Origin of the sequence: Leptolyngbya sp. DQ-M1, assembly GCF_039962505.1 — a bacterium.
Taxonomy (GTDB): domain Bacteria; phylum Cyanobacteriota; class Cyanobacteriia; order Leptolyngbyales; family Leptolyngbyaceae; genus Leptolyngbya.
Window position 1 is genome coordinate 547,816 of record NZ_JAMPLJ010000002.1, and the last position, 14,020, is coordinate 561,835.

At 47.5% G+C, this 14,020-nt stretch carries 12 protein-coding genes; 6 read left to right on the top strand and 6 right to left on the bottom strand.

The genetic code is table 11. The features are described from left to right. Window positions 1–113: 113 nt before the first annotated feature. Window positions 114–800, bottom strand: coding sequence for a zinc metallopeptidase (locus NC981_RS08495; RefSeq protein WP_190376988.1), 687 nt, complete (start codon window positions 798–800; stop codon window positions 114–116). A 223-nt stretch (window positions 801–1,023) separates the two neighbouring features. On the opposite strand from NC981_RS08495, the gene yqeK reads away from it, so the two are divergent. From yqeK to NC981_RS08510, 3 genes are all read left to right on the top strand, one after another. Further along, on the top strand, window positions 1,024–1,704 hold the full coding sequence (gene yqeK, locus NC981_RS08500) for a bis(5'-nucleosyl)-tetraphosphatase (symmetrical) YqeK (RefSeq protein WP_348242431.1): 681 nt from the start codon (window positions 1,024–1,026) through the stop codon (window positions 1,702–1,704). 44 nt (window positions 1,705–1,748) lie between these two features. Next, the gene (gene rsfS, locus NC981_RS08505) at window positions 1,749–2,153 is read left to right on the top strand and encodes a ribosome silencing factor (protein WP_348242432.1); all 405 of its coding nucleotides are present in this window, start codon (window positions 1,749–1,751) and stop codon (window positions 2,151–2,153) included. A gap of 336 nt (window positions 2,154–2,489) precedes the next feature. Beyond that, complete coding sequence (locus tag NC981_RS08510) at window positions 2,490–2,981, top strand: CGLD27 family protein (protein WP_348242433.1); 492 nt, start codon at window positions 2,490–2,492, stop codon at window positions 2,979–2,981. A gap of 73 nt (window positions 2,982–3,054) precedes the next feature. On the opposite strand, the gene NC981_RS08515 is transcribed toward NC981_RS08510, so the two are convergent. The 4 genes from NC981_RS08515 to NC981_RS08530 form a co-directional block, all read right to left on the bottom strand. Further along, window positions 3,055–3,264 carry a chlorophyll a/b-binding protein gene (locus NC981_RS08515; protein WP_190376984.1) on the bottom strand — a complete coding sequence of 70 codons (210 nt, stop codon included), beginning with the start codon at window positions 3,262–3,264 and terminating at the stop codon, window positions 3,055–3,057. 67 nt (window positions 3,265–3,331) lie between these two features. Further along, window positions 3,332–4,210, bottom strand: coding sequence for an aldo/keto reductase (locus NC981_RS08520; protein WP_348242654.1), 879 nt, complete (start codon window positions 4,208–4,210; stop codon window positions 3,332–3,334). 122 nt (window positions 4,211–4,332) lie between these two features. Beyond that, the gene (locus NC981_RS08525) at window positions 4,333–4,668 is read right to left on the bottom strand and encodes a hypothetical protein (protein WP_190376982.1); all 336 of its coding nucleotides are present in this window, start codon (window positions 4,666–4,668) and stop codon (window positions 4,333–4,335) included. A gap of 520 nt (window positions 4,669–5,188) precedes the next feature. Beyond that, entirely contained in the window at window positions 5,189–9,304 is a 4,116-nt protein-coding gene (locus NC981_RS08530; RefSeq protein WP_348242434.1) for a chemotaxis protein CheB, read from the bottom strand. Between the two features lie 652 nt (window positions 9,305–9,956). On the opposite strand from NC981_RS08530, the gene NC981_RS08535 reads away from it, so the two are divergent. After that, window positions 9,957–11,183: an FGGY-family carbohydrate kinase gene (locus NC981_RS08535; protein ID WP_348242435.1), complete on the top strand. Its 1,227-nt coding sequence runs from the start codon at window positions 9,957–9,959 to the stop codon at window positions 11,181–11,183. Window positions 11,184–11,369: 186 nt separating this feature from the next. Next, window positions 11,370–11,732 (top strand): DUF559 domain-containing protein, encoded by a 363-nt coding sequence (locus NC981_RS08540; RefSeq protein ID WP_348242436.1) that lies wholly within the window; start codon window positions 11,370–11,372, stop codon window positions 11,730–11,732. Between the two features lie 238 nt (window positions 11,733–11,970). Here the strand turns inward: NC981_RS08540 and NC981_RS08545 are convergent, their stop codons facing one another. After that, window positions 11,971–12,360: a VOC family protein gene (locus NC981_RS08545; RefSeq protein WP_348242437.1), complete on the bottom strand. Its 390-nt coding sequence runs from the start codon at window positions 12,358–12,360 to the stop codon at window positions 11,971–11,973. Window positions 12,361–12,436: 76 nt separating this feature from the next. Here NC981_RS08545 and NC981_RS08550 point away from each other — a divergent pair, with 76 nt between their 5' ends. After that, a complete protein-coding gene (locus NC981_RS08550; RefSeq protein ID WP_348242438.1) occupies window positions 12,437–13,519 on the top strand; it encodes a class I fructose-bisphosphate aldolase in 1,083 nt (360 codons plus the stop codon). Window positions 13,520–14,020: the final 501 nt, after the last annotated feature.

The window sequence follows — 14,020 nt, forward strand, 5'->3', positions numbered from 1 at the left end:
CGACCCTACGATCGCGAAGTTCTGGAATTCGCAACAGTATCCCATCAAATCTGCATGAAAAAACCGATCGATCCGACTCGATCGGTTTGCTAAATTTGACTCAAATTAATCGACTAATCACGCTGACCCATTGCAATCAGAATGTATTGCACCAATTGAAGCACTGCATACAGCGCAGTCGCTACGTAGGTAAACGCTGCTGCATTCAATACTTTCCGCGCTCCCTGATTTTCCTCACCCTGCAAAATGCCCAACTCATCGATCAGCCGCAATGCCCGATTCGACGCATCAAACTCAACTGGCAAAGTCACAATGTGGAAAATAATTACCGCTGCAAACAGCGCAATTCCAAGCGGGATGAATACCTTACCCAGTGCGCCAATGAACAGACCCGCCATGATGAGAATTGGACCAAAATTCGCACCCAAGTTCACGGCTGGAACCAGCGCCGCCCGCATATTCATCGGCTTATAACCCTTCACATCTTGCAGAACGTGACCACATTCATGAGCGGCAACGGCTGCGGCAGCCAGCGAAGTCGAATTGTAAACCACTTCAGAGAGCCGGACTGCTTTCGCGCTTGGATCATAATGATCAGTTAGTTCGCCCGCAACGGGTTCAACCGTGACGTTGTAGATGCCCATACGATCGAGAATCATCTTTGCTACCTGCGCTCCAGTCATTCCCCCACGCGAGGGAATCTCTGAGTATTTACGATAGGTGTTTTGAACGCGCTGCTGCGCCCAAAATACCAGAATCATGCCGGGAATCAGCAGGAGATATGACCAGTGAAAAAACATCGCCCTTTTACCTTTGCTTAAGTTCTGTACAAGACTTAATTGACTGCTTTTATCCCGTATGCTATCACCTGAAATTCCAAGTGTCTGCCGCAAAAACCGAACTTACGACCGGAGCAGTCGAGAATAGAGAGTTACGTTAAAATGAGGACAGAACTGAGAGGATGCAAGCGCTAAATGTCGAGGATTACTTGCTGTGTGTCGCTGACTGGAGTTAGCCACATATATGCGTGAATTGCCCAAAGCACTACAGACTGAAGGGACTTCGCCGCAGGTGAATCAATCGATCGCGCTCTCAGGTTTACTGCCTCCACCGGATCGAACTCGCGCTAGAGTCTTATCCTGGCTAAAAGGAAACGTGCCTGAAACTCGAATTCGACATATTCTGCGGGTGGAGCAGTTTGCGATCGAGCTTGCCGAGTTGCATGGTCTCAATGTCGAAAAAGCGGCTCAAGCGGCATTGATGCACGATCTCGCTAAGTTCTTTAAGCCCAAGCGATTGTTAAATATGGCGATCGCCGAAGGCTTAACGCTCGATCCGATCGACGAGTCGAATCCACATCTTCTCCATGCCGATGTGGGGGCGATCGTAGCGCGGGATGAGTTTGGAGTGCAGGATCAATCAGTATTGGATGCCATTCGTCATCACACGTTGGGCAGTCCGAACATGAGCTTACTCAGTTGTGTGGTGTATCTGGCAGACGGGCTGGAGCCGGGACGCGGGGACACCCCAGAGCTAGAAGAATTGCGTGATTTGAGTCGGCGAGATTTGATTCAGGCAACTTGGCGATCGGCGGATGCCTCGCTCAAGCACCTGATTCAAGCGGGTCATTTGATCCATCCGCGTACCGTTCAGACGCGCAATGCGTTCTTGCAGCAGTATAAAACTGGGGCACGATCGCGCTGAATCACAGTTTACTAAACCACTTCGTAAAAGGAATTCAAACCTGAATGACAGAACTTTCTAACCAACAAACCCTTTCCACACCGATTGCAAATCTCGACGATCGCAGCGCTACACTGGCACGTTTGGCGGCAGAGGCTGCCGATGAGCGGAAAGGGAGTGAGATTGTGTTGCTGAAAGTGGGCGATGTGACGGTTCTGGCAGATTATTTTGTCATGGTGACGGGCTATTCAAAAGTGCAAGTACGGGCGATTGCTCGATCGATTGAAGAGAAAGTCGAGGAAACGATGAACCGGAGACCGATTCGCTCCGAGGGCTTTGCGGAGGGCAGTTGGATTGTGGAAGATTACGGCGATGTGATTGTGCACGTCATGATGCCGCAAGAGCGCGAATATTACGGCTTAGAGTCGTGTTGGGGTCACGCGGCACGAGTGCCTTTTGTTGAGTTCTAGAGTTGTAAATTGAATCGATCGGGAGGTCACAGCTTGACCTCCCGATTTTTTTGACTGCGATTCTATTAAATTTCGAGCTTGCTGAAATGACGTGAACTTCGGTGATAGATTGTACTGTGCAAGAAATCGCATCGCACTTCTAGAGGATGATTTTGATCTAGAGAGCAACTCAAAAGAGCAGATTTTAGCCGATTTGAAAGAGTCCCTTCGCGAAGCGGAATCAGAACAAACGCTGCCGCTCTCAAAACTTTGGGGTGGCATTGTTTTACGTCTCCTTTCATCCTCTAGCTAAGTCTTTTATACTAAACGATATGTTTTCCTTTCCTCGGCTTGATCATGAACTCAGTTAGTTGTCCCGTTCCTGAAGAACAGCGACCAATCAACGAATATCAAGACCTGAAGGAATCTTGGTTTTTTCGGTGGGCAACGCTTGATCGCATTGGCTACCTGAAGCCGATTGCGGTTCTTTGGGCGATCACCTGGCTCATTTCTGCTCCCGTTGCTGCCGTCAGTTTTCCACCTGCGAAACATTTGCCGCAATTTCTCCTATTTGCATCGGCAGGAGCGCTGGTGATTCCGGGTCTAGCTTTGCTGCGGCTTTATTTGGGATGGGCGTATGTGCAGCGACGATTGCTCAATCCAGCCGTGTTTTATGAAGAGTCGGGCTGGTATGACGGGCAAATGTGGGAAAAGCCGCCGGAAGTATTGGCGCAGGATCGATTGGTGGTGAGTTACCAAGTTCAGCCAATTTTAGAGCGGTTAAAGAAGACGTTTGGGGCGGTCGCGGTTGGAATTACGATCGGGGTTGCAGTTTGGTTCTTTTTGTAAAACAGAACTTATAAAACAGAAAAGGGTGACGCATTCTAGTAGCGTCACCCTTTTTTATAAAATATTGCGAATTTTATAGGCTGGTTAAGAATCCGATGATGCCATGTCCGGTAAAGGCTTCTAAAAGCAGGAGCGAAACGAAGCCGATCATTGCAAGCCGACCGTTCAAGCGTTCTGCGTTGGTGTTGAAACCGAACTGAGGCTGGTCAGTGACATACATCTGGGGTTCGATCGCAAAATTATTTAACTTGCCTTGGTCGTCAACAATTGAACCGCTTCTCATTTTGTTTTTTCCTTGATTTCTTTACAAAGCTTAACAGGGATTGTTGAGTTTTGTAAAGAAACTGAGATTAAACGGTTGCAATCGCATCTTCGACGATCGCGATTTCTGGTGGTTCGAGTCGGACTTGTGCGGCTTTGATCGAGTCTGCGATCGTTTCTGAGCGGCTGGCTCCGGGGATCGGAACAATGCAAGGAGATTTCGAGAGCATCCACGCCAGAAGCAGGCTGTAAATTGATAAGCCTTTTTCAGCCGCGAGATCGGTCATTCCGGTGAACTGCTGTAATTGCTTGACGCGACTCATGCCACCGAGTGGACTCCAGGGTAAGAAAGTGATGCCTTCGGCTTCGCAGTATTCGAGTACGCCATCATATTCAGGGTTGCGATGCCAGGGATTGTATTGGTTTTGCACTGAAACAATTTCGACTACATCGCGAGCTTGTTTGAGCTGATCAATGCTGAAGTTTGATACGCCGACATAACGAACGATTCCCGCATTTTGGGCTTCTTTGGCGGGAGTGAGTGCATCTTTGATCGAGTAGTTGGGATCAGGGGAGTGATATTGCCAAATGTCGATCGGCTTATCTCCGCCCAATGCTTCAAAACTTTCGCGAATCGTTTTACGCAGATGATCCGGGTTGCCGTTCTGTGTCCAGGCTCCATTCGGGCGCATTAATCCGCCTTTGGTGGCAATCATGACTTGGCTTTTATCACCCGTGTATTGTTGCAGGGCTTTGTAAATCAGTTTCTCATTGTGATGCTTGTCGGATTCGTCGCGACAGTAAGCATCGGCGGTATCGATTAAAGTAACACCAAGTTCTAAAGCTTTATGAATGGTGGCGATCGATTGGTCTTCCGGTGGACGATCGCGGATTGACATCGGCATTCCGCCAAGCCCGATCGGGAAGACCATTTCTCGCGTGATTCCGAGTTCTCTTAAATGGGACATTGACATTACTTTGTCCTGAGTTTCCATAGCAACACCTCTAAACTGTTTTTCAGTAAAACGGTATTCGCTCTGTTCCTACGTCCTGCCCAAGAAAGAGTTCAGAGATAATTAAGTTTATCGAGTTAAAGTAACAATTCAAGCTCAGTTTTGAGTGAGTCAATGTCGGCAACACGGCTGACAAGAAGGCTTTCTTTGCCTGCATCTTGGAGTCGATCTTTCCAGTGGTGAATCAAATCAGAATTTTGCATCCAAAAGTTCACAACGGTTCCGACAACTTGGTCTAGATGCCAGTTGTGCTGCGGGCTGACGGTTTCGACTGAGTGAATTAAAGCATCAAGTGTACATTCAAAAGTTGAGAGATATTCAACTCCTGTAGATAGATTTTTTTGAGTAATAGTTTGTTGTTGATTGAAGAAAGACAAAACTGGAGAGACTCCAACAATATCAAAGGTATACATTAATACCGTTTCTCCTCAGAACTTCGTTAATTTTTGAACGTTATTTTAAAGAGAAACAATTTGATTTGAGTAGATTTGTTGAACAAATTTAACGTAAGTTCGACAGAAGTTTGTGGCTGCGTTTGGAGCGGTGGAAAGCCCCCTAAATCCCCCATTCTGGGGACTTTGCAGGTTGGAGAACTCTCTAAGATGTGGAAAATTACGCTAATTCTTCACTTGTGGGGGATGTATACCAAATTGATCTTTAATCGCTACAGATCTTGTAAGCCCCCTAAATCCCCCACGAATGGGGGACTTCAAGTCAAAGAAGGATTAAATTCTCAAAGTCCCCCATTCTGGGAGATTTAGGGGGCGAAGGATCTGTAGCATTAACAAACTGATTGGGTATTAGGAGGCACGATCGAACACCAATGACGCAGAAGATTCATCGCACTTACGTCAACTTAATTCATACTTGGGAGGTTTGTTATAGTTCCATTCATCCTTTGAACTTACCGTTTGAACTAAGCCTAATAAGTTTCTAATTCGGTCTAGCTAAAGTTGCGATCGCCACCGCTAATTGAATCGGCTCAACGGGTTTGGGAATGTGCATCTGAAATCCCGCCTCGATCGCTCGTTGTCGCTCATTCTCACTGGCATAAGCGGTGAGGGCAACCACAGGAATTTGCCTACCTGCATCTAGCGATCGAATCTCTCGAATCAGCCAATACCCATCGTATTCGGGCATTCCAATGTCGCAAATCATCACATCATAGCGATCAGCATTAGCCCGCAAAGCAGATAAGGCTTCTCTAGCAGAATAAACGTTTTGCACTTTAGCCCCATACATCTCTAGCGCCAGTTTGCAGAGATCGCCGGTATCTCGTTCATCGTCAACGGTTAAGATGCACAATCCATCTAAAACAGGCTCAACTGTATTGTTCGTAGAAGTTGACCAAGACGGTGTGAGCCTAGAGGGTGCTATTTCCGAGGACACATTTTGCAATGGAAGCCGAACCGTGAAGATTGCGCCTTGTCCCTCACCCGGACTTTCCGCCTGCACGGTGCCTCCATGAAGTTCGACCAAATGCCGGACGATCGATAATCCCAATCCCAGCCCTGCTTCTGCTTTGGTCGTGCTGGAATCGCCTTGACGGAATCGATCGAAAATGTACGGCAGTAAGTCTGCTCGAATTCCGCGTCCGGTGTCGCTGACTTGAATTTGCGCCTCGGTTTCAGTCGAGGTCAGCGTCACTTTAACCTGTCCCCCTGCCCTTGTGAATTTGATCGCATTCGAGAGCAAGTTCCATATCACTTGCTGTAAACGATCGACATCGCCAAGCACGATCGCAGGTTCTAAGTCTGAGACAATTTGAATGTTTTTGGCTGCAGCTGAAAGTTGAACCGACTCGATCGCTGCTTCAACCCCTAACCTCACATCAATCCAACGGCGGCTGAGATTGATTTTACCGCTCGTGATGCGTGAGATATCGAGTAAATCTTCAATCAGTTGAGATTGCATTCTGGCGCTGCGATCGATTGCTGCTGAAGCACGATCGATCACAGTTTCGCTATGCGTGTGATTGCGAAGCATTGTTGCCCAACCGAGCATCGTGTTGAGCGGGTTCCGCAGTTCGTGCGAGAGATTGGAAAGAAAGTCATCTTTCATGCGGTTGTCGGCTTCTGCCTGCTGGCGGGCGAAGCGTTCGCGCTCAAGCTGTTCACGCTCGGTCACATCTTCGATCGACAGCAAAATCATGTCTGCACCTCCGTCTCGTTGCAGCTTACACGCATTCAGCAGCATGATTTTTTGCCCGATTCGCTCAAAAGTACGACTCACCTCAAAATTGTGAATCGGACGATCTTGAGTCAGCACTGCTTCGAGCATCGATCTCAGTTCGGCAAAATCCCACTGTCCGTTAGTGAACTCGGAGAAAGAAGCAGGGACAGTTTCTGAAGGAGAAACCTGAAACGTTTCATAGAACGATCGATTGACTTTGCTAATTCGCAGCTCGGTATCGAGTACCACAAGCGGGATTTGCACGGTTTCAATGATTGATTCTGCATAATTACGCGCCGCTTCTAGCACTTCACTATGGCGTTTGAGCGCATCGATATCTAGGAAAACCATTGTCACACCGTCAATCTGGTTTTGGGTCGTGCGATACGGACGAATGCGGAGCGCATACCAGTAACCGGATTGAGTTTGAATCTCTTGCACCTTTGTGTTGAGGGTGTCTAACACCTCTAAAGCCATCGCTTGTAAGTTCTCCGCATCAAAATCGGTGCGGAGGTCGTGAAACGGTCGTCCGACATCGCCAGGAATGAAATTAAACAAGCGCTGTGCGGCGGGAGTAAAGCGGTGAATTCTCAAATCGTTGGTCAGCATCAGAATGGGGACATTAATGCTGTCGATAAAGTTGTTGAGATCGCTATTGTCTCGGTTTTGTTTTAGATTGCGGTTGCGAAGTTCTTCATTCGTTGTCGCCAGTTCTTCATTCGCGGCTTGAATCTCTTCTTTCGCCGTTTGCAGTTCTTCGTTCGTGCTTTGCAGTTCTTCGTTGCTCGATAAAATCTCTTCGTTTGCGACTCTCAGACTTTGGTTGAGATAGTTCTGTTCTTGAATCACGGCTTGCAGATGAGCTTGGGCAGAGAGTTCTCGCTGAGTCGCAGCGACGAGGGCTTGCCGCAGTTGGACGATTTCGCGCTCTAAATCTTCTGGCTCTCGTCGTTCAACCGGGATTGCAGTCGAGGGCGCGATCGGCGGCAAAACCGCTTCAAAAATCACCAGAAAATAAAGCGTATTCGCGTTCGCAGGCTGGAACGGAATCACTTCTAGATTGAGCAGCGTTGTTCGCTCATCGGATTCAATCTCAACTTGTTCTTGTCGAATCAGGGCGTTTTGAGCTTGAGCGCGATAAATTGCGGTGCGAAGGGCGATCGACAATCCTTCTCGCGCCATCAGCAGCAAATTTAACTCAGTGCTACTGGGAGCCAGCTTCAAGTAAGGGTCGGTGTCGCCGCGCACTGACAAAATCTGCATTTGGTCATCGACCACTACAGTAACAGGCGCATATCGATTGGCAATCAGTTGATCGACTTCTCGCGTTAGATCAGATGACTTGGCGATGGCTTCAGCTACGCGCTGCTGGCTATTGACGTTCGTAAGCGAGAAAGAAGGTGTGGTAAATGCAAACAGAGAACGGTTTGCGCTTAACTTTCGGGTGTAGATTTTAGCGGATTCATTGATCGCACTGAACAAGTCTGAAGCAGCCTTGATGCTTTCTGAAGTGCCGAGAAGCAAACAGCCCGTTAGGTTGAGGCTATAGTGAAACAACGCCATAATCCGCTCTTGGAGCGGATCGGATAGATAAATCAGCACGTTGCGACAGCTAATCAAATCGAGATTCGAGAAGGGCGGGTCGCCGCCGATGTTATGTCGAGCAAATACACACAGTTCTCGAATCGCGCTGCTAATTTGATAGCCTCCATTGGGTAGGGGGACAAAAAAGCGATCGCGGCGCTTTTCTGAAACCCCGTACATTTGGCAGTCTAAGTAGATGCCTAGTCTGGCTTTGTTGAGGGCGGATTCGCTGATATCGGTTGCAAAAATCTGAATCGGCGGAGGGGTAGCGCAATAGCTAAGAAACTCCAACAGACAGATCGCGATCGAGTAGACTTCTTCTCCGGTAGCACAGCCTGCGACCCAAATTCGGATCGGAGTGTCTGCGGTTTTGTTTTGGCTAATCGTGGGAAAAACCTGCGTTTTCAGTTTCTCAAAGACTTCCGGATCGCGAAAGAAGCTGGTGACATGAATCAGAATTTCTTCATACAATGCCCGCACTTCAGCCGGATGTTCTTCGAGGTATTGAGCGTAGTCTTCTAGGGTTTCGAGCCTATAGAGCAACATCCGTCGCTGAATGCGGCGATTCAGCGTGGTGGGTTTATAAGCGGTAAAGTCAACGCCAGTCCTGGTTCGCAGCAGCGCAAAAATCTGGGTTAAGGCATCGCCGGGTTGGGTGACTTGCTTAACGAATTGCAGTGGCTTTGAGTTAAATAAAGCGGGTTTATGGCTAAAGGTTGTAAGTTGTTCGGCGATCGCTTGGGGCGGCATCACAAAATCGACGTTTCCCGTAGCAACGGCGGTGTTTGGCATCCCGTCAAATTTTGCGGTGGCCTCACACTGAGCGAACGTTATACCCCCTGCAACTTTGATCTCGGTTAATCCTTGTGCCCCGTCTCCATCTATGCCTGATAACACAACCGCAACCGCTTTGGTTCCGCGATCAGCGGCTAATGAGTTGAAAAACACATTTGCAGGTAGGAATTTGCTCTTGCTCCGCTGCCGTGGTGCTAAATGTAGGGTGTTATTAGCGATCGTTATTTCTGTGTTTGGCGGAATCACATAGATTTTATTTGGCTCAACGATCATCTGGTCTTGCACCTCCTGTACCGGCATTTGAGTCACTCTACCGATAATTTCAGCCAGCAAGCTTTCATAGTTAGGAGACAAGTGCTGAATCAGCACAAATGCCATACCTGTGTTGGACGGAAGATGGCTAACGAGTTCTGTAAACGCTTCTAGTCCACCGGCTGAAGCAGCAATCCCAACCACAGGAAAGAGGGCATCGCTCTGAGGGGATTGTGCTGAGTTCATAGCTTCACCTGAGAGCGGTATATCTGAGTTTTCTCTGGGGGGGGGAAGAAGTCATAGCGGGAAGGATGGGGATTGGAACACTATACGAAGCAACAAATACAAAGCAACAAATTAATCAATCAATTCCTCAGCAAACTTTGATAAGTAATCTACTCTTCAGAGTAGAAACGATAAGGAATAAGCCCTGAGGAGGAATAAATACTATATTTACAGGATTTACAAGCTAAGCGCTTTTATTTCTTGGAAATTCGACGTTCAGTAAAAAGCTAAAGTTTTATATCTCATCTCATACTTCAGCGGGTGTGTGTGAATCGCAAGTATAAATCACTCGATGTTCGCCTAGCATCTTCTCTAGGTAGATTTTTGACTTAAACTTAGAGCGAACGAAAGCTCTCATCCTATAGCAATCCTAAGTCATTTGTGAGATGCGTAGTTGATCGCGCCCCCTAAATCCCCCACGAGTGGGGGACTTTGAGCAAGAGGCGTTGAGTTTCAAAGTCTTCCAGAATGGGGGATTTAGGGGGCAGAAGCATACTGAAACGGAGCGACAAAGCCGCATTTATAATTCATTTAGGATTGCTATGGCAATCAAGCCTTTTCAAGAACTGTATAATTTCTGACTGATGTTATCCGAACTATTGCTGAATGCTGAATGAATTTATCTTTAGGGATTGATTTTGGAACTTCTGGAGCAAGAGCGATCGCGATCAATTCCACAGGTGCGATCGCGGCACAAACCAGCGTGACTGCTTCTTCAGATTGGACTCAAATGTTGTGGCAATTACTCGACGCATTACCGATCGAGGTGCGATCGCGTTTAAGTCGGATTGCGATCAATGGCACATCTTCAACGGTGTTATTGTGCGATCGTGCAGGTGTTGCGATCTCTGCACCATTACTGTACAACGATGCTCGTGGTGCAAGTGTGTTAGAGCAGATTAAAGCAATTGCGCCTGCTCAACATACGGTAATGAGCGCAACTTCTAGCCTTGCAAAACTGCTTTGGTGGCAAGCAAATAATGAAAGTTTTTCTAATGCACAATACTTTCTACATCAAGCGGATTGGTTGGCGTTTCAACTTCACGGACAACTTGGAATTAGTGACTATCACAATGCTTTGAAGCTCGGTTACGATGTGGAACGATTAGAGTATCCCAATTGGTTGCCACTCCGAGAACTATTGCCGATCGTCGTTGAACCTGGAAGCGCGATCGCACCGATTCAAGCAGCGATCGCCCAAAGATTCAACATTCCATCCGCTTGTCAAATCTGCGCGGGAACGACGGATAGCATTGCGGCGTTTATTGCTAGTCAAGCGAATGAGAGTGGAGATGCAGTTACTTCACTTGGCTCAACATTGGTGCTGAAGTTATTGAGTGATGTTCGGGTCGATCGTGCAGACTTTGGTATTTATAGTCATCGATTTGGCGAACGGTGGTTAGTCGGTGGAGCTTCTAATACAGGTGGAGCCGTGTTGCAGCACTTTTTTACATCGGATGAACTGAGGGAATTGAGCGATCGTATTCCCGATCAAGAAAGTCCGCTTGATTATTATCCATTGTTGCGGGTGGGCGATCGGTTTCCGATTAATGATCCGACGCTGGCACCTCGACTAGAACCGCGACCTGATGATCCGATGGAATTTTTGCATGGATTGCTGGAAAGTATGGCAAGAATTGAAGCGCAAGGATATCGACTGCTGGAATCGTTTGGAGCGACACCACTAAAGCGAGTTTTGACCGCAGGCGGAGGAGCAAAGAATACGGCTTGGACAGCAATGAGGCAAAGACATCTTGGGGTTTTAGTGACGCAGGCAAATCAGACTGAAGCGGCTTATGGGACGGCGCTATTGGCGCTGCGGGGAGGATTGGAGAATTAAGGGTGATTGGGGGTTTCTTTGTGGAATGAATCTAATGGGATGTGGGTTCGATGGATTCTCTTTGCTTCGTTTCAAGAGGCTTCAGCCCCCTAAATCCCCCATGAATGGGGGACTTTGAGATTTGAGAAAGGAGAACAATTCGGATTACTGGGGCACTCTTAGGGGAATTTATGAGTGATTGAATTGATGGATTCTCGGCGTATTCGTGGAACAAATCCAAATATTATCGCTGCGGCTCGTCAGCTTCGGCAGAATCTTACGCCTGCTGAAAAGATATTGTGGCAAGCACTCAACAAACGCCAACTCAATGGATTGAAGTTTCGTTGTCAGCATCCAGTCGAATCTTTTATTGTCGATTTCTATTGTCCGCAGCATCGGTTGGTGATTGAACTGGATGGTGAAATTCACGATCGACAAGTGGAGTATGATGCTGCCCGAACAGAGAAGCTAAATCAGCTTGGGTATCGAGTGATTCGATTTCGGAATCAAGAAGTCATGGCCAATTTAAGTCGAGTTCTACAAAATATTATCACCGAAATTAAGAGTTAGTTTCACTTTCAAAGTCCCCCAGAATGGGGGATTTAGGGGGCAGAACCCACCTCAAACGAAGCCGAAAAACTGATCAAAATTCAGGTTGAAACAACGTGAGTTTGACAGAAATGATTTGCTGCGTTCATGTATTGGCGTTAGCCCCCCAAATCCCCCATTCATGGGGGACTTTGAGAGAAGAGGGTTTCGATTTTCAAAGGGAATTCCTAGTTTCGTTTATTTGTCGCCGATCGACAAGTCACGATCGCAGTTCCAATCCATCAACAAATTGCTCATACAAAATGATGCGATTGCCGTCCGGATCGTAAGCATACGCCTCACGCCCATGAGAAACCGATCGAATCTCACCTACAAACGTATCCACTTGATCAAGATGAGCGATCGTACGCTCCAAGTTCTCAATCTGCACACACAGACTCACCGCTGGAAATAACGTGATCGGCGCTTTCTCTGGAGATTCTTCCGTAGTTGGGCGATAAATTCCCAGTCGAATCCCAAATGCCTCAAACTCGGCATACTTCGCAGGCGTAAACAGTGACGGTTCTTGCTGGAACAAATGGCGATAAAACTGCACCGATCGATCAAACTCCACCGCCGCGATCGTCACCCAAGCTTTCTGAATTCGCATAAAAATACTCTTACAGACATAAGCCATTTTGAACCTAAACGTTAGAGTGAATGAGAACAGTATTGAGGAAACTGCGATGACCGCTACACTCTCTGCGCCTCAGTCAGTCACATCTTGGCTAGGGGATGAAGGCGAAGACTTACTCACTCACAAAGCGAAAGTTTCTAAAGACTTACTGCATTTACCCGGAGCGGATTTTCTCGATCGCATCTTCATACAAAGCGATCGTTCTCCCCAGATTTTGCGGAGTTTGCAGCAGCTTTATTCATTCGGGCGGTTAGGCAATACTGGATATATTTCAATTTTGCCTGTAGATCAAGGGATTGAACATTCCGCAGGCGCTTCGTTTGCTCCGAATCCGATCTATTTTGATAGTGAAAATATTATTAAATTGGCGATCGAAGCGGGTTGTAATGGCGTTGCGACTACATTAGGCGTATTAGGCAGCGTTTCGCGCAAATACGCTCACAAAATTCCGTTTATCGTCAAGCTAAATCATAATGAGCTCCTCACCTCTCCCAATCAATACGATCAGGTGATGTTTGCCTCGGTGGAGCAAGCTTGGAACCTCGGAGCCGTTGCGGTTGGTGCAACGATCTACTTTGGATCAGACAATTCAACCCGCCAAATTCAGGAAGTCAGTCAAGCATTCGCTCTCGCACATGAATACGGCATGGCAACGATTCTTTGGTGCTATCTGCGAAACAATGCCTTTAAGCAAGACAAAGACTATCATCTCGCGGCAGATTTGACCGGACAGGCTAATCATATTGGCGTAACGATCGAAGCCGATATCATCAAGCAAAAGCTGCCGGAAATCAATAACGGCTATGCTGCAGTCGCCAAAGCCACCGGGCAAAGCTATGGCAAAACCGATCCAAAAGTGTACAGCGAACTGACCACGGATCATCCGATCGATCTAACGCGCTATCAGGTTCTCAATTGCTATGCGGGACGTGCAGGGTTAATCAATTCGGGTGGTGCTTCGGGTAAAAATGACTTTGCTGAAGCGATTCGGACAGCCGTGATTAATAAACGGGCGGGTGGAACCGGGCTAATCTCAGGGCGCAAGACGTTCCAGCGACCCTTTGAGGAAGGCGTGAAGCTGTTTCATGCGATTCAGGACGTTTATTTATCGTCGGAAATTACGATCGCATAAACTCAACTGATTCTGAACGCAGGAGAGAGGCTTGAGTTTGACAAGTCTCTCTCCTGCGTTCAGAGCTAAAACCAATCTAGAATCAGTTTCTCAAGCGTCGCGCTAAGAGGGCGAATTATTTTGATTTGCGCTCGCGCTTAAAAGTCCTCGCGAGCTGCACGACATCAATGTCAGTTCGATGAGGTTTTTCGCTTCGATTTGAGCGCTCTGCCCCCTAAATCCCCCACTTGTGGGGGACTCAGAGAAAGAATGGCAATTCTCCAAATTTAAGAAGCTTTCTAACCTTAAAAGTCCCCCACTCGTGGGGGATTTAGGGGGCTACCCGCAGATCCGAACGCAGCCCAGACTTGTATCGAACTCACGTAACATTAGAAGCAATCTGTGATTAACGGTCATTAAACTGAGGTTAAAGTTTGCGGCACAACGATCGAGGATCGCGTTAGAATCCTTTAGTTGCGTCCGGTTAAGACGCTTCCCTTCACCAGCCACCTTGATTCAAAA